The sequence below is a fragment of the Spirosoma harenae genome (genome assembly GCF_054776975.1).
This window is the reverse complement of record NZ_BAAHBD010000015.1, coordinates 33,748-50,552: the sequence shown is the minus strand read 5'-3', so window position 1 is coordinate 50,552 and position 16,805 is coordinate 33,748. Positions and strand designations below refer to the sequence as shown.

Annotated in this window: 12 protein-coding genes; 2 read left to right on the top strand and 10 right to left on the bottom strand. The window is 46.1% G+C overall.

The genetic code is table 11. The annotated features are described in order from the left end of the window. Nucleotides 1-63: 63 nt before the first annotated feature. Together ACYVE4_RS20965 and ACYVE4_RS20960 are read right to left on the bottom strand one after the other, a co-directional pair. Nucleotides 64-879, bottom strand: coding sequence for a lysophospholipid acyltransferase family protein (locus ACYVE4_RS20965; RefSeq protein WP_461042189.1), 816 nt, complete (start codon nucleotides 877-879; stop codon nucleotides 64-66). A 147-nt stretch (nucleotides 880-1,026) separates the two neighbouring features. Beyond that, on the bottom strand, nucleotides 1,027-1,809 hold the full coding sequence (locus ACYVE4_RS20960) for a DUF3050 domain-containing protein (RefSeq protein ID WP_461042188.1): 783 nt from the start codon (nucleotides 1,807-1,809) through the stop codon (nucleotides 1,027-1,029). Between the two features lie 156 nt (nucleotides 1,810-1,965). Here ACYVE4_RS20960 and ACYVE4_RS20955 point away from each other — a divergent pair, with 156 nt between their 5' ends. Both ACYVE4_RS20955 and ACYVE4_RS20950 read left to right on the top strand, forming a co-directional pair. Next, nucleotides 1,966-2,658, top strand: coding sequence for a porin family protein (locus ACYVE4_RS20955; RefSeq protein ID WP_461042187.1), 693 nt, complete (start codon nucleotides 1,966-1,968; stop codon nucleotides 2,656-2,658). A gap of 343 nt (nucleotides 2,659-3,001) precedes the next feature. Then, entirely contained in the window at nucleotides 3,002-4,039 is a 1,038-nt protein-coding gene (locus ACYVE4_RS20950; protein ID WP_461042186.1) for a fatty acid desaturase, read from the top strand. 223 nt (nucleotides 4,040-4,262) lie between these two features. On the opposite strand, the gene ACYVE4_RS20945 is transcribed toward ACYVE4_RS20950, so the two are convergent. From ACYVE4_RS20945 to ACYVE4_RS20910, 8 genes are all read right to left on the bottom strand, one after another. Further along, nucleotides 4,263-6,239, bottom strand: coding sequence for a M1 family metallopeptidase (locus ACYVE4_RS20945; protein ID WP_461042184.1), 1,977 nt, complete (start codon nucleotides 6,237-6,239; stop codon nucleotides 4,263-4,265). 72 nt (nucleotides 6,240-6,311) lie between these two features. Further along, entirely contained in the window at nucleotides 6,312-6,920 is a 609-nt protein-coding gene (locus ACYVE4_RS20940) for a cytochrome c oxidase subunit 3 (RefSeq protein WP_461042183.1), read from the bottom strand. Nucleotides 6,921-6,985: 65 nt separating this feature from the next. Then, nucleotides 6,986-7,792 carry a 4-(cytidine 5'-diphospho)-2-C-methyl-D-erythritol kinase gene (gene ispE / locus ACYVE4_RS20935; protein ID WP_461042182.1) on the bottom strand — a complete coding sequence of 269 codons (807 nt, stop codon included), beginning with the start codon at nucleotides 7,790-7,792 and terminating at the stop codon, nucleotides 6,986-6,988. 84 nt (nucleotides 7,793-7,876) lie between these two features. After that, entirely contained in the window at nucleotides 7,877-10,309 is a 2,433-nt protein-coding gene (locus tag ACYVE4_RS20930) for an OmpA family protein (RefSeq protein WP_461042181.1), read from the bottom strand. Nucleotides 10,310-10,390: 81 nt separating this feature from the next. Further along, nucleotides 10,391-12,538: a T9SS type B sorting domain-containing protein gene (locus ACYVE4_RS20925; protein WP_461042180.1), complete on the bottom strand. Its 2,148-nt coding sequence runs from the start codon at nucleotides 12,536-12,538 to the stop codon at nucleotides 10,391-10,393. 234 nt (nucleotides 12,539-12,772) lie between these two features. Continuing rightward, entirely contained in the window at nucleotides 12,773-14,197 is a 1,425-nt protein-coding gene (locus tag ACYVE4_RS20920; RefSeq protein ID WP_461042179.1) for an ATP-binding cassette domain-containing protein, read from the bottom strand. A 114-nt stretch (nucleotides 14,198-14,311) separates the two neighbouring features. Further along, nucleotides 14,312-14,878, bottom strand: coding sequence for a hypothetical protein (locus tag ACYVE4_RS20915; protein WP_461042178.1), 567 nt, complete (start codon nucleotides 14,876-14,878; stop codon nucleotides 14,312-14,314). A gap of 161 nt (nucleotides 14,879-15,039) precedes the next feature. Further along, nucleotides 15,040-16,764 (bottom strand): GMC oxidoreductase, encoded by a 1,725-nt coding sequence (locus tag ACYVE4_RS20910; protein WP_461042177.1) that lies wholly within the window; start codon nucleotides 16,762-16,764, stop codon nucleotides 15,040-15,042. Between the last annotated feature and the right edge of the window lie 41 nt (nucleotides 16,765-16,805).

Below are 16,805 nucleotides of genomic sequence, written 5' to 3'. Positions count from 1 at the left end.
AAAATGTTTTCGTAAATACGGCTATCAATCAAGCGTATTGGAGAAAATCGAGGAGGGCCGCAACTAAGGATTCTGTTCCTGCGCCCATTCCGGCGCATCCTGCTCAATGGCGTGTCTGACGCGGGCAACAAGATCATCCACGCTATCCTCAGCAGAATAGGACATGGGTGCTTTAAACTGGACTGTCAGTAATGTATTGCGCTTTTTGAATCGTAACCCTTTCTTATCGAACGCTCTACGGAAACCGTTTATAACGACTGGTACAACAATTGGCTCGTTGCTTTTAATCAGATGCCCTGTTCCTTTTCGAATCGGTGCATACGGCGTAGTGGTCCCTTGTGGGAAGCTAACAACCCAACCATGCGCCAGGGCTTTAGCAATCTTATCATTAGCTGATGTATCGACCGAACGCTGTACTTCGCGTCCTTCGGCTCGCCAGGAACGTTCAATCGTTAATGCTCCACCCGCAGCAAACACGCGGGGTACGAAACCCTTTTTCATCGTTTCGGATGCGGCAACGTAATATTGTCGGGCGCGGGGTCCAAATAAATACATCGGTGGGACAATCGTATTCTGAAACCCCCATTTGACAGCGCAAAAAATGTGGAAGAACGCAATTACATCCGCAAAATAAGTCTGATGATTGGAGAGAAACAGGACGTTATTAATTGGCAGGTTCTCCAGGTTTTCCGTGCCTTCGATTTGAATACGGTTCACCACGGTGTAGCGGGCGTAGGTAAACCACCCAACAAGACCAATAAGTATTCGTCTGATTAACAGCGAACTACCGAACGGATCGCATTCAAAAAGCCCCAATATATCCAACGGCATCAGAAACTTGGGAAGGTAGCTGAATTTAGTTGGCTTAATGTATTTCATGATTAAGGTTAAGAGATAGGTAGTGGGTAAAGTTAAAAGGATGCGTCAATGTTTTCAAGAAAAAATACAACCCTGCCTTTGAAAGAAAATGCCCGAGCACTAGTAGATGGTCTCGGGCAGAATAACGAATCTTTATTAATCAACCAATTACACAGGCTCTGAAAGAATAATCTGCTCGTACACACTATTCCATAAAGCAATCCGAGCATTTAAAGCGGCTTCAACAGCTAAAGCGGCTTCTTCCCAGTTGCTGGCGTTGGAACCACAAAGTTCAGCAGTCATGGCTTTGGCCAGATGCGAATGGTGATCGCCGTCTACTTCGATATGTCGTTCGAGATAATACGTAAACAGGCCTAATTTTTCAGGTGATTGGTCACGGAGCTGACGCACAAGAGCTATGAACATATCCGGAATCAGATCCTCACGACCGTAGGTGAATACGGCTGCTATTTCATGCAATCGCCCTTTGTCGATCAGATCGAACGTAAAATTAATAAATTGACGACTTCCGTCCGGGATAGAAAGCGTATCCAGTGCTTCGGTCAGTGTATGGCCAGAAGTAATTTTTGCTACCAGGGTTTCTATCTGACTCGTACTGGCTCCAGCCTGTTGCATTGCGTTTAAGTAAAGCTCAAAATGGCTTACTCGGTTTCCAGCGGGATCAACGTCACTTTCTTCACCAACGACAATTTCGTTGATTAAATACCGGGTCTCTGCATTACCAACAGGAACCCAGGGAACGTCGACGCAGGTCAGGTTTCGCTGTAAGGCTTTCAGTAACGACATAAAATCCCAAACAGCCCACACATGCGACTCCATAAAAATGCGCAAATCATCGAGTGTTTGGACGGATGTGTAAAGTGGGTGATTGGTTAGCCGTTGTCGAAGAGATTCAATTCGAGTGGACAAAAAATTTAGTTGCTCATTCATAGCGGATTAAAAAATATTTTCTAGACAGCATTAATCTTTTCTGGTAACGCTCTGTCAAACCATCGAGTTGCACAAAAAACAAAAACGCCTATCGCCGACACTTTACACAATTGAGTTCAGGTTCACTTTTTTACCATCTGTTTTCCCTTCAAGACCATGAAACGTATTGTGCTTGCCAGTGTCATTGCTTGTTTAGTTCTCACCATCACTACAGCTTCTTTTGCTCAAGTTCAGGTTGGTATCCGGGGTGGGGCAAACTGGGGCTTTGCCTCCAAACCTGATTTTATTACCAGTCTGTTGCCTGATATGTACCCAACTGTTGGGCCAACTGGAGCTATTTTCCTGGATATTCCGGTGAGTAATAGCATTTCATTTCGGCCTGAATTAGCGTACGTTCAGAAGGGCGTTGCGGTTAAAGAAGGCATGGATTTAAATCTGGGTGGGCTTAATCTGCCAATTGGGGCTACAATTGCTTATCAGTCGCAAAACATTGAAATTCCGCTTCTTGCCAAGATCAATTTAAGCGATGGCGGAGTTCAGCCCTACTTACTACTAGGACCCTCTGTGAGCTATGCACTCGATGGCCGCATCCGCACCCGTGCATCGGCTTTATTTACGACCAGACCGTACGATATTGATGTAAACTATGGCGGTATGATGAGTCGATGGGATGTTGGCGCAGTGGGCGGTTTAGGCCTGGCAATGGATGCTGGTCCGGGCAAATTTTTCATCGAAGGACGCTATACACACGGATTCACCCGCCAGATTCAGGTTCCGGTTGTGAATGTCAACGTTCGAAATCGTGGAGTGGCTGTTTCATTGGGCTATTCCTTTCCGATTAGCTATTAATCAAGGAGTTACAAAGGAAGTCTCACTATATCTATCCATCAACCTACCAGTTATTTTTGTTGAATCAACCTGAATTAGTAAAGGCGGAGCAAATGAGCTTCGCCTTTCTTGTTGAGATGAGAAAAGGATTAATTTCTATATAAACCAACTAGAGTTAACGGTCAGGTTTTCTATTTAACCATCTGAATATCTATATCTTACCAAATTAGACGGACCGTTAACTATAAACGTCAAATGACTTACAGCCAGGGAATTTCATTGGAAAGAGTGGAATTACCAGCGAAAATTATGTTAATTTTACTGACTGTTTTTTCACCGAACTGTACGAGCGATACCTTTATTTATGACTAGATTAACTGATTTTGTTCGTTCAAATAGCACTGAACCACATCGAATCCGAACTCGGCTAATTCTCAAAGCTCACCCCGAAATCAAGCAATTAATTGGACAGAAAAACCCAAACACGTTCTGGGTGATTCTCGGATGCGTATCGATGATGGTGGGTATGGCCTGGCTCGTTCGCGATCAACCGTGGTGGGTAATTGTGGCGGCTGCCTGGTTTATTGGCGCTTTTCCTGCTCATACGCTCTTCGTTTGTATTCACGAGGCTGCTCATAATCTAATTTTCCGAAAGCCAACGGCTAATGGTTGGGCCGCCATTTTTGCGAACCTGCCAACCGTACTACCTACGGCTTTATCGTTCAAAAATTTCCATATCAAGCACCACGCATTTCAGGGTGTGCATGAGTTAGATGCCGATCTGCCGGATTGGTACGAAGCAAAACTGATCAACAACTATTCAATTGGGAAAGTAGTTTGGATGCTGTTCTTCCCAATTTTTCAGGCCATTCGTACCCTCCGAATGTATGAATTAGCGGTATTTGATAAATGGGTTGTGACGAATATTGTTGTACAACTTACGTTCGATGCCACGATTGTTTTCTTTTTCGGGTGGCCTGCACTGGCGTTTTTGCTGCTATGTTTGTTCTTCTCGGTCGGCCTGCACCCACTGGGCGCTCGCTGGATTCAGGAACATTACCTGACCCTCGATCCGGAGCAGGAAACATACAGCTATTATGGTCAATTGAATGGGGTAAATCTGAACGTTGGTTTTCACAATGAACACCACGATTTCCCGTCGATTCCCTGGAATAAATTGCCTCAGATCAAAAGTTCAGCTCCAGAATATTACGATACACTGAAATACCATACATCATACGTTCGGTTGTTCTTCCGCTTCCTGTTCGATCAGGAGATTTCACTTTATTCGCGAATTGTCCGCAAAGAACGCGGTCGCGTAACGGTAGCTGACCAATCACGACCGGATATGGAATTGATTGAATCACAGGCGATTCCAACCAAAGCTGAAGCAGCTGCTTAAGTGAAGAACTCATTCTCCGAATAAACTCTTATTGAAGCTGTCGAAGTTTGAAAAGAGAGTTTTGTCATTCCGACGTTAGGAGGAATCTCCAGCTTCATTGTTAGTCAACTTTGAGATTCTTCCCTGCGGTCAGAATGACAGAAATTGGGGAGATTATCATGCTTCAGAATAAAAAATCCCCGCCAGGTACCTAGCGGGGATTTTTGTTGATATAGGGGATTACTTATTGAGCTTCGGCACGCCAGGTATTATTCTTTGGATTGATATCGGGAAGTACAGCATCTGGATCGACAACAACGGTTTTCAAAGACGATGTCGAGTTGTATTTAAACGTCCAGGAACCTCCGCGCTGCCATGTTTCGATAGGCAAATTGATGCGTCCTTTCTTACCATTAGATTCCGTTACTTCGATCGTGACGGGCATGGCCATTTTTTCGAGGTTGTCAATGGTAATCAACGATCCTTTATCAGCGGCTCCATCCACGTATTTTACGTCCTTAACGCCCTGGTCTAATTTCCAGGTTTCGTAGAAAAACCCGCGCCAGAACCAGCCTAAATCCTCGCCAGCGCCATCTTCAATGCTGCGGAAGAAATCGTAAGGCGTTGGGTGTTTAAACGCCCAGCGTTGTACATAGTTTCTGAAGGCGAAATCGAAACGATCGTGACCCAGAATAACATCCCGAAGCAGTTTTAACCCAATTCCTGGTTTGTAATACGCCAGAATGCCTAATGCTCTGGGTTGCTGTACATCCGGAATCGTCATAATAGGCTCATGCGGGAAGGACAGGGCAGGAGCCAGATCGTGCATTGTACCGCGTTCCCGATTGTATTCACCTTTGTTGAAATTAGCCGTTGATAAACCATTGATAAAGGTGTTGAAGCCTTCGTCCATCCAGGGAAATTTTCGTTCGTTATTTCCAACAATCATCGGGAACCAGTTGTGGCCGAATTCGTGGTCGGTGACGCCCCAAAGTGCGTCTTTTTTGTCGCGATGATCACAGAAAATAATGCCCGGATATTCCATACCACCCACAATACCAGCTACATTCGTTGCAACGGGATAGCTGAATTCGTAGAGGTATTTTGAATAAAACTCTACGCAGCCTTTTACATATTCCGTAGAGCGGTTCCAGGAATCATTCGTCGCACTTTCGACTGGATAAACCGATTGAGCAAGGCCTGTTTTGCCGCTTGGCAAGTTCATTTTAGCGGCATCCCAGACAAATGCTCTCGACGAAGCCCACGCAACATCGCGGCTATTTTCGCAGCGGAATTTCCAGGTTAGCGTACCCGATTGTTTCGGACGTGAGGATGGGTTGGTTACTTCATCTTTTCCCCGAATGATGACAGTCTGATCGCTTTTTCGAGCTTGTTCCAGACGCTTTATCTGCTCGGCCGTCAATACCTCGTTTGGGTTGAGCAGTTCACCCGAACCGACGACAATGTGATTCCAGGGAGCCGTAATGCTGTATTCATAATCGCCGTAATCGAGGTAAAACTCGCCCGCACCCAGGTAAGGAAGTACGTTCCAGCCTTCAATGTCGTCATACACGCACATACGCGGATACCATTGCGCAATCTCATAAATGATCCCGTCTTTCCGACGAAGCTGCCCCATTCGGTCAGAACCATATTCCGGAATTTTGAATGAGTAAGCGACTTTCACTTTCACAACATCGCCTTTGGGTTTTACAGGCTCGGCCAGACGCACCTGCATCCGTGTGTCTGTAATGGTATAAGGAACGGCTGCAAATTTCCCCTTGTTCTGTTCTATGGTTACGCTGGTGATTGTTAACCCTCCCGAGAAGCCCTGGTTACCAAATCGACCACCTGATACAGGCGTTGTTTTGGCTGCCCGCGAGGTATCGCTAAACGCATTCTGATCCAGCTGAAGCCATAAATACGGCAACGTTTCGGGTGAATTGTTTTTATAGGTGATTGTCACTTCGCCTGTAATCGTATTCTGCTGATCATCAAGCGTAACATTTATCTGATAATCAGATCGATTTTGCCAGTAATTGGGACCAGGTGCCCCGCTGCCTGTACGGTAATCATTACCCGGCTGCATGTTAAACAGGGGGTGAAATAAGGCAAGAGGGTCATATTTGGAGCCTGGTGCGGACGTTGACGAAGGACCGGTTTGAGCGAAGGAAGCACAGCCCAATAGCCATACGCCTAGCCCAATAGCAATTTTTTTCATGAAGTTCTACTACGTAATAACTGGTTGATTTAAATACAAATAACGTGATAAACCCCCAAAAATTAGCTTTGGCTATAGCGTAAGATGCCAATCGATGCCGTGATGAATCAGTAAAAAAAGGAACAAGCCAAGCCAGAGAATATCGACAAAGTGCCAATAGAGCGTGATAAGCTTTATTTTTAGCCTATTCGGTGGATTGACACTATACACAAACGATTCGACATACGCTCGCCGAAGTAAGGCTTCGCTCAGAACTATGCCGAGTAAAATTAAGCCAACCAGAATATGAAGCAGATGTAAGCCCGATAAAATGTAAATGAAGCCTCCTGCCGGATTACCTTCCAGCCCAACGCCAGAGCGAATGAGATCGCGCCAGCCCCAGCCCTGGAGTAGCATAAACAGTAGGCCGAGAATAAGGGTAGTGGCTAAATTGGTGCGGTAATTGCCGAAGCGCTCATGCCGAAAGGCAATCCGGGCATTGTTGAGTGTAAAGCTGCTCAAGAGTATGACAATGGTACTGATTACAAAAACCAACGGCAATTTCACCATCGACCAATTAGAACCGGCACTGCGAACCACATAAGCCACTAACAACATTGTGAACAACATCGTACTACTGGCAATGCCCAGCCAGACCATAAAATGCGACGGCTCCCGCCGTTTGGTCACGATGTTGCTCATTCGGTTGATTGATGAATTCCGTTTGTCGTTACGTCAAATTAGTAACGAGAGTGGCGGTAAACGGATTATAATTTACCCTGCCAAACGCTGTATTGCTGAAATTGGTTTGGTATAGCAACTGGCGCATGAAAAATACCATATACCGTCGATCCTGATCCACTCATGCTGGCATACACCGCTCCAGCTTCGTATAACTGCTTTTTGAGTTGGGATAGAATTGGATAGCGTGGAAAAAGGCTATCTTCAAAATCATTGTGAATCGTATTCTGCCAGGCATCAATGGGTGCCTTGAGTTGATCAAGTAATGGCGTTTCGGGTCGACGAGGTCTAACACCTGCGTAAGCTTCAGCAGTAGAAATAGCTAGATTGGGATAAACAAGCAAGATATGATAACCCGTCAAATCGACCGAAATCTCCGAAAACACGTCGCCTTTTTCAGTGCAATAGAGCGGACGATTTTGAATGAAAAAGGCGCAATCGCTACCTAACAACCGAGCGTAATCTTCTAACTGAGAGGTACCTAAATAGAGCTTAAATTGCTCATTCAATAGTTTCAGAGCGAAGGCTGCATCTGATGAACCACCGCCTAAACCAGCACCAATTGGCACAAGTTTATGCAAATGCATCTGTACAGGTGGTAAATCGAAATCTGCTTTCAACAACTCATACGCTTTCACGCAAAGATTACTCTGCGATGCCCCCGGAATGGGCAAACCACTGCTGCTAAAACTAAACTCATCAGAAGGAATAGTTTCTACTATATCACCCCAGCCAACGGGGTAAAAGCATGATTGAAGATTGTGAAATCCGTCGGCACGTTTTTCAGTGATCCGTAGTCCGAGATTAATTTTACAGGTAGGAAACGTAAGCAAGAGTGATGTGCTATGAATGATGAGTTATGAATGTAAAAATAGTTTTTGTAAAATCACTCATCACTCATCACTCATCACTCATCACTATTTTATAGACACCACTTTGAATTCTGTTCGGCGATTGCGTTGGTGTTCGGCTTCGGTGCAGATAACGCCATCGGTGCAGTTATTGATAAGCTGCGATTCGCCCATGCCAAGTGTGGCCATTCTTCGGCGACTAATTCCCTTGGATACTAAGTAGTTAGCAACTTCTTTAGCACGTTCCAAGGATAGTGCTTTGTTGCGCTCGGCATCGCCCCGACTGTCGGTATGCGACCGGATTTCAATAATCAGCGATGGGTATTTCTGCATGGTAGCGACTACTTTGTCCAGTTCGCGCATGGCGTCGGCGCGTAAACTGTGTTGGTCGAGATCGTAGTAGATATTGTCAATTGTGACTACGTCCCCAACACTAAGCATTTTCAGATCGGCTGATAATTCTTTAGGTTTCGCCTTTTTGGTGATTCGCTTGATTTTATTCGTATTGGTGCCAAAAGAAGCCTTGGATGCAATAAGCATATAATCGCAGTCTTCGACAATATCGAACGAATAGCGGCCATCCGCTCCCGTTACGTATTCAGCTATTTTGCCATTACATTCATTACGAAGCCGAACCTTGACGCCCTGAATCGGTTTACGGCTGCCTTCGCTGATAACAGTGCCGTGAATACGCGATTGGGTTAAAGTGGCATTTTGAGATGCCTCTGCAATTGTATCCATCACGATCGTAGGCTTGATGAGCCCCATCTCTAATCGAATAGGCTGGTTATCAGTCATACCTCGCGTTGTGAAACCAACAGTGCTATTGATGTAGCCATCCCGACTGGCCTGAAATATAAACGCATTACTGCCTTCCAAACAGAAGCGAACGTACCCGTTTGGATCACTTGTTAGCGTTTTGTCGGGGAAGCCTTCGCTCTGCGATTTAATGAGTACGCTGGCGCTATCGAGCGATTGCCCGTTAGAGGTGTCATATACCCGAATAGTTAGATCACGGCATCCATTTAGGGAACTTTGCCGTACAAACCGATAAATGTCATCGTTACCCGTCCGTCGATTGCTGCTGAAATATCCACCAGCCCGGTTTGCATCGGTAATCAGGCCAAAATCATCCTGAGGGGAATTTATGGGGGCATCCAGATGATCGACTGTTTGCACCGTTGTTCCGTTCGATAGCGTGGCATAAAATATATCCAGACCGCCTAATCCTTTGCGTCCATCCGTAGCGAAATACAAATTGCCCGCATTATCGACAAATGGAAACAGCTCATTCCCTTTCGTGTTTATTGTGCTTCCCAGATTGTAAGGGCGACTCCATTTTCCATTCTGGAATCGGCTGACGTACAGGTCAGTACCGCCAAAACCGCCCGGCATGTCGGAGGCAAAATACAATAAATCGTCATCCTTGCTCAGGGTAGGGTGCCCTACTGAATATTCATCGCTATTAAAGGGAAGTTCAACGATATCCTTCCAGGCTCCGTTTTCCTGAATCGCCGTATACAGTTTGAGCTTATTAACACCTTCTGTGCTTTTATTGGCCTGACCGTTGTTGTAATTATTACGGGTAAAAATGATTTGGGTGCCATCGTGCGAGAACGTAGCAGGTCCCTCATGGTATTTTGTGTTGAGCGTTTGACTAAACCGTTTGGACGCGCTCACCATATTCGCTTCGTAACCCAAGCCCTCTGAAATATTGATACTCTGACTATAATCCGGAATGGTCGGGGAGTCATTCGCTGTAGATCGGTTGAACGAAGGACGCTCGCTTTGAGTCCGGTTGTTGGCCGGTTTACTCATGCTTCCGTCGGCGTTTATAATACTGGCGACTTTTAAATTATTTCGATCCGGGATATAAAATAGATCCAGATAGCCCGAGCCACCTCCACCGCCTGTTGTTTCGATGGCAGACGTTCCTTTTTTGCCGGCTACATAAACAAGGCCACTTTGATAAAAAGCTGGACTAAATTCCTCGCCGGTTGTATTCAGATCGAGGTATTCCAGCCGATATTTTACAGCAGGTTCCTTTACCGTAGCGGATGATTTCAGACGGACTGCTGGCGGAAGTGGTGCGCGTGCTGGCTGCTTATCTTTTAGCTGTTCGTAGCGATCAAACTCTTTTTGAGCTTCCTGAAATTTACCGTTTCCAGCTAGCGTCTGCGCGAAAAGAAGTACTTGCTGAGGATTTTCGTCGGCATTATTAGCTAATGCATCCCGGTAAAATTTTTCCGCTTTGGCTCCGTCGCCAACCTGATGATAGGCAAAAGCCAACTGACCTTGAATCGTTGATTTTTGGGCAGGCGTAAGTTGATCGGCCTGCTCGCTCAATAATTGCGAGTAGGCTTCAATCGCGCGGCCATACGCCTTATAGCTAAGCAGACGGTCGGCCTGCTGCATGAGTGAATCGACCTGTGCTTGGGCTGATAAACAGCCAAACCACAGTAATCCACCCAAAATCCACCTGATCCAATTCTTACTCATTAGTGTCTACTAGTTCCCTGCAACCAATCGCTCTGCACACATTCGGCAAACGAATTTGGTCCAAAATCATTGCTAAAAAACTTATCGCGCCAAGGTTAGGAATCGAACAAATTCACGTCCATCACTCAGGCGAATCTGATAGTAATAGGTTCCATCAGGAAGTCCCTGTTTTGTATCGGCGGTTTTAACTCCCTGATTAGAAGCACCATCCCAATCATTCTTATAATTTATATTTTGATAAACTAAATTCCCCCATCGATTGTAGATTTCTACGTGAACAGTAACATCTTCTGGTACATATTGAATCACAAATCGATCATTGATACCGTCCCCGTTGGGCGAAAAGCCTTCCGGAATAAAGACCGTTGAGCCTTCTTCCCGTTGCAGCGAGTGTAGCGTAATCGTCGTCGGCTCGTTGTTGTCGGCTGGGTTTCCATTCTGATCGGGATCGACCTCCGCACCATTGGTAGATTGATCTACACACAGCCCACCGTTCGCATCAATTGCTTTGACAAGAGCGATGTTAGCAAATGTCAGCGTATTAGCCTGACTAACATCCAGGCGAACGGTTAGCCATACATGCGCCTGACGGCCCGCTTCTAACCGGCCACTTGTAATCAATGATGTATCGGCTCCACGCCCAGAATAAGCTGTATTTATGACCAAACCACTATCAGCGCGAGTTGTTATAGAATGGATTTGAGCGCCTGAACTAGAAAACGCGGCTTCTAAGTCATCGGCTACCTGTATATTCTTAAGGTCGTTTTTGCCAAAATTGGCCACTGTAAGCAGATAAGTTAGTTCGACCAGGCGATTCTTTCCATCCGTTACCCACAGTGGCTCACTAACCTTTTTGCTTAATCCTACAATTTCCCGCGAAGGTGCTGTAACCGTTTGTTGTGTTGATGCGCCCTGACAAGGACCATCTCCATCCGGATCAGAAACTACGAGTGTGAAGGTTGCATAGCCCCGTTGCCGATCCGTTTCAGAGAATAAATAGCAAGTCTTGGCTCCCGCGTCGGTAAACAGACCGCCACCAGCACTCTGCCAGGTAGGTTGTGTCGCTGAACCTTTCAGTTGAGCAGTTAACTGAATCGTTCCTTTTGCCCAGTTAAGCGAATCGAATTTGATTGCGACATAAGCCGGGTTACTCAGGCAAGCTGGTATCGCATTCTGGCATGGTTGATTAGTTACCGTAACTGCGACGGGTTCGGTATAACAACCATCGGCTGTGCGACCGAATAGGTAATAAGTACCTGGTAAAACTGCTCCCGGCGATTGTACTGCCGAAGATAAAACCGATGCCTCCGTCCGGAATTCGTAATGCAGAATTGAGCTATTTTTCGTGACAATTGCTTTCGACAAATCGGCTGTCTGAAACGGGCACGTATTGGTAAGCGTTGTTTGTAGGGCCAATGTCTGGTCAGCTTTGCGAACGACGATAGCGATCGATTGTGAGCTATCGCTCTGACAATTTCCGATCTGACAAGTAGCGCGATAACTCGTTGTTTGAACGGGGTTTATGGTTCTTGCTACCCCTTCTTGCCCATCTGACCACCGGATCGTACCTTGGCAACCCGATGCCGTAATACGGACAGGTTGACCAGCGCATATTTCTCGGTTATCTGCCGAAATCGTGGGCATATTGGGCGTGCCTACTTCAACCGCCAGAGCTATTGATAGGTTGCTGCGGCAGTTTGCCTGTTCGCAAGTAGCTCTGAAGCTCGTTGTTGTTTGAAGTTTTTCGATTAGAGTAGATCCCGTACCTAATTCGGCTCCATCCTGACCAAGCCAGTGAACAGTTCCCCCGCAATTCTTAGCTGTTAAGGTGACTGATTCTCCGGGACAGATCAGTTTGGCCGATGTTGTTATTGTTGGCGCTGCTGGTGTATTTACGGTAATCTTCCAGACGTCGGCAAAACAGCTGATGCAACCCGGCTTGGCGCGACAGATAGCGGTGTATTTTGTGGTCTGCTGAGGTTGTACAGTGATTGTATTTCCTGTATCGCCATTCGACCAGATTACCGTGCCCGTACATCCGGTGGCAGTGAGGATCACCTGCTCATTTCGGCAAATAGCCTTCGCAGAACCCGTGATGAGGGGAGGTTCGGGATGTTGGCAAGTATCGGCCAACGGATAATGCTTAGCTACTACAGACGATGCTGTGAGTAGCCATACAATGATCCAGCCATACCTTCCGGTAAATTTATTAAGTAGTTGTTTCCTCATCAATGCACGTCGCTTACGGGGTAGTAAGACGAATATCATGCCAAGCCCTTTTTTAGTTATTAATTGGGGCTTTTAAGGAAACGAATGACCCGGAATCTAACGAAATAATCGCTTTATCATCATGCTGAAAACCCTTCCCTGATTCCTCACAAACCATGCCAAGTTTTGTGAATTTCGTCGTTCGCTGATGGTACAAAAGGTAGCCTCTTTGAAATGGTTGATGAATTGGCTTGATTAGATTGAATCATCCGGCTTTAAAGAAAAAACCTGATTTATTGTATTGGGAAGTTCATGCCGGTCGTGGGTGACAAAAAGAATAGTCTTTTCGGTCAGACTGTCGATTAACTGACGAGCTAACTGAACATGACTATCATCAATGGCCTGGAAAGGCTCATCGAGTAGTAGTACAGGCGAATTTTTGATCAGTGCACGCACCAGCAAAATCAATCGTTGCTCCCCGGCAGATAATGTACCAAAGGGCCGATCAATAAGCGGCATAAGCCCAAAATAGTCCAGCAGATTTCGTAAATCAAGCTCGTTTTCAGGGCTGATTCGTTGAGGAGGAGTGAGCGTATCGGTCAGGCCGGTCAGAGCTACTTGTTTCGTCAGTAAACCCTGTGGAAAATAAAGGTGTAATTCTGGAGAAACGAAGCCAATGCGTCGTTTTACGTCCCAAATACTTTCTCCCGATTTGCCCCGTCGATGACCAAAAACGCGTACATCATTGGAATAAGCTTGCGGATGATCGCCGTATAATAAACTGAGCAATACCGATTTGCCAGCACCGTTTGGCCCAAATAGAGCCCATCGCTCACCAACTTTCACTGTCCAGTTAAGATGATTTAGAATAATAGTTTCGCCGTAACGGACCGTAATATCATTCAATCGAAACGCTTCCTCAAAATCAGCTTTGGGCGCATCGGCCTGCAAAACGGGCAGATTAGTTCTGGAATGAACAGTGGGCCTATATTTATAGGCTTCTTTGGGGCCTGACCAGCTTATCTGTCCTTTTTCCAGAACAGCAACATGAGTTATAAACGATGGAATATCGTTAGGCTCTTTGATCAGTACAAGTGTCAAGCCGTGGTTGGTAAGTTCACCTAACCAGTTAGTCAATTCGGCTCGAAATGTGGCATCTAAACCTACAAACGGGTTGTCGAGCAATAAAACAGACGGATGCTTCAACAAAGCTCTGCCAATTCGGGCCTTGCGTGTTTGTCCGTTCGATAACTTGATGAATGAGCGGTTCAAAATAGGGGTCAATCCCAGCCGATCAACCAAAGCAATCGATTCAGGCGAATCAGTCAACTGCAAAAAATCCCGTAAGGTAGGAATGGCCTTATAACTCGTATCACTACCATCCGGGTTGTCGCTCATAGTCGCCTGATAGCGCTGTTGATAAAAGAAACTGCTGTACGAAAACTGACTGGATTCTTCTTTAAACGAAACGAACTCAGTAGGCACTGATCGAACTAATGTATTCCCAGGAGCATGAAACTGCCCAGCCAAAGCCTGTAGAAACGTAGTTTTGCCACTTCCAGTTGGACCAACGATGGCCCAGCACTCGCCAGAACGAAGTGTAAACGTTAAATCAGATAAGACAACCTGACCACTTCGACGAATAGTCAGATTAGTAAGCGTAATCAAATCAGCAGACATAAAAAATCGGGTAAACAACTTCGCAAAGTTATCTACCCGATTTACGATCTATGCGTTACAACTTACGATTTATTCCTAAGATTTTAGAAAACCGCAAATAAGTTGGCACAAACTCTATTGATTTGTTCTCGAACGAGGACTTGTTGTAGTAGGCATCGTTGAATTGGTTGTGCTGGAAGGCATACTCTGGGTTTTGGTTGTCCCGTTAGTAGTTGTTCCATTGTTTAGCCGATCCGTTGTGCCCATTGTACTTTGTGGGTCCGTTGTCGTTGTTGAGGGCATAGTACCATTGGTCGTACTATTCGTTGTACGTGTACCAGTGCTATTCATCGTTCCGTTTGTAGACGAATTAATGCCCGTTTGTGGCTGAGTCTGATAGGTACCAGTTGTTCCCGTTGTGGGCGTATTGACACCTGAATTTACGGGTGGCTGGCTCATATTTGTGTTAGTTGGAGTGCCTACAGGCTGATTGGCGGAAGTAGGAGGAACCCCAACAGGCTGAACACCCGTATTCACCGATGGTGTAGTTGTTGGTTGGGTAGAATTCGTGCGGGGGCTGGTTGAAGAGGTACCTGTTGTTCCCGTCGATCCTGCATTTGTGCTTGAATTTGTTGTCTGTGCATTTGCGTTAAGGGCGATGCCGGCTACCAGCATGCAACCCAATACCATTACTTTTTTCATTGTTGAGTTGAGTATAGTTTATATTTTTTTTACTGGATATTCTATGGTATAACTCTACTAAAAGGTAGTTGTTTTAATTTTTCATTAAAAAATGGTCTTTTCGGCATTAAAAAAAGCAGGGAACCCGAAGATCCCCTGCTTTTTACACCCTATAAATGAGATTATAAAGTACCTTTTTTCATCTCCTTCACGGCGAAATCCGCTGCGCGAGCGGTTAGTGCCATATAGGTTAACGAAGGATTTACGCAAGAAGCTGATGTCATACAGGCACCGTCCGTATTGAAGACGTTTTTCACTGTATGGATCTGATTATGAGCGTTTAAAACCGATGTCTTTGGATCGCGTCCCATGCGCGCCGTACCCATTTCGTGAATACCGATGCCCGGATTTTTGGTCGTGTCGTTATACGGAGTCACATTTTTGAAGCCAGCTGCTTCGAGCATTTCGGCTGCGTCGTTCATCATGTCTACACGCATTTTTTTCTCATTTTCACCATAAGCCGCGTCGAACACAATAACAGGTAAGCCCCATTTATCTTTCTGATCGGGCGAAAGCGTCATACGATTATTTGGATCAGCAATCATTTCACCGAACCCGCCCAAACTCATCGTCCACGGACCTGGCTTGGTGAGATTTTCTTTAAAATCAGCGCCAAAACCGTCCATGCCGTTTCCGCGTCCCCAGCCTCCACGACCAGCACCACCCTGGTAACCAAAACCACGCACATAATCGCGCTTGTCGCCGTTCCAGTTGCGGTAGCGAGGGATGTAAACACCGTTTGCCCGACGACCGTAGTAATATTGATCTTCCATGCCGTCGAATGAACCAGCAGCACCCGCAGCCAGATGGTGGTCCATGATGTTACGACCAAGCTGATCCGAATCATTACCCATTCCGTTCGGGAATCGGTGCGATTTGGAGTTCATCAGAATCGATGTGCTGGCAAAAGCAGATGCATTCAGGAAGATAATTCGGGCGTAGTATTCGCGAACTTCTTTGGTATTCTGGTCAATAACCCGAACGCCCGTAGCCTTCCCTTTTTTCTCGTCGTATAGTACTTCCGATACAATGGAATCAGGACGCAGGGTAAGCTTACCAGTTTTCATAGCGGCTGGTAATGTAGCCGATTGCGTACTGAAATAAGCGCCATACGGACAACCGCGCATACACTGGTTTCGGAACTGGCAAGCTGCCCGGCCCAAATCGTAATGCAATTGTTTCGGCTCAGTCAGGTGAGCGGTACGACCAATCGTAACCAGTCGTTTTGGGAACGCTTTTTCGATTCGCTTTTTCGCTTCCTTCTCCAGACAGTTCAACTGCATCGGGGGCAGGAAATTTCCATCGGGCAGTACGTCGATTCCATCTTTATTACCAGAAACACCCACAAAGGTTTCGACACGATCATACCAGGGAGCTAGATCTTCATACCGAATTGGCCAGTCGACACCGATGCCTTCTTTGCCATTGGCCATAAAATCTTCCTTATTCCAGCGATAGCTTTGCCGTCCCCACATCAGCGACCGACCACCGACGTGATATCCCCGAATCCAGTCCACTTTGCGACCAGGTTTTTCTAGATAAGGGTTTTCCTTGTCATTCTCGAAGTGGTGACGCCATTCTTCATTCGCTGTATACCCCGTACGCATATTGGCCCAATATTCTTCAGCAGCCATTGTCGTAATGCGTCCCCGGTGCGGGAAATCCCAAGGGTTATTGGTAGCGGTTACGTAGCCTTCAATATGCTTAATATCGCGGCCACGCTCCAGCATGAGCACTTTCAATCCTTTTTGGGTTAACTCTTTAGCAGCCCAGCCACCCGAAATACCCGAACCCACAACGATCGCGTCGTAGGTCATATCTTTTTTTGCGTCTATATTGAGATTCATTCTTGTAAAGAAGTTGTAGAGTTTTAAAGTCGTAGGGTTGT

Bases quoted from the DNA above. Each gene is read 5' to 3' on its own strand.
- ACYVE4_RS20920 (WP_461042179.1), bottom strand. From the start codon at position 14,197: ATGTCTGCTGATTTGATTACGCTTACTAATCTGACTATTCGTCGAAGT.
- ACYVE4_RS20915 (WP_461042178.1), bottom strand. From the start codon at position 14,878: ATGAAAAAAGTAATGGTATTGGGTTGCATGCTGGTAGCCGGCATCGCC.
- ACYVE4_RS20930 (WP_461042181.1), bottom strand. From the start codon at position 10,309: ATGAGTAAGAATTGGATCAGGTGGATTTTGGGTGGATTACTGTGGTTT.
- ACYVE4_RS20940 (WP_461042183.1), bottom strand. From the start codon at position 6,920: ATGAGCAACATCGTGACCAAACGGCGGGAGCCGTCGCATTTTATGGTC.
- ACYVE4_RS20925 (WP_461042180.1), bottom strand. From the start codon at position 12,538: ATGAGGAAACAACTACTTAATAAATTTACCGGAAGGTATGGCTGGATC.
- ACYVE4_RS20965 (WP_461042189.1), bottom strand. From the start codon at position 879: ATGAAATACATTAAGCCAACTAAATTCAGCTACCTTCCCAAGTTTCTG.
- ACYVE4_RS20960 (WP_461042188.1), bottom strand. From the start codon at position 1,809: ATGAATGAGCAACTAAATTTTTTGTCCACTCGAATTGAATCTCTTCGA.
- ACYVE4_RS20945 (WP_461042184.1), bottom strand. From the start codon at position 6,239: ATGAAAAAAATTGCTATTGGGCTAGGCGTATGGCTATTGGGCTGTGCT.
- ACYVE4_RS20955 (WP_461042187.1), top strand. From the start codon at position 1,966: ATGAAACGTATTGTGCTTGCCAGTGTCATTGCTTGTTTAGTTCTCACC.
- ACYVE4_RS20910 (WP_461042177.1), bottom strand. From the start codon at position 16,764: ATGAATCTCAATATAGACGCAAAAAAAGATATGACCTACGACGCGATC.
- ACYVE4_RS20950 (WP_461042186.1), top strand. From the start codon at position 3,002: ATGACTAGATTAACTGATTTTGTTCGTTCAAATAGCACTGAACCACAT.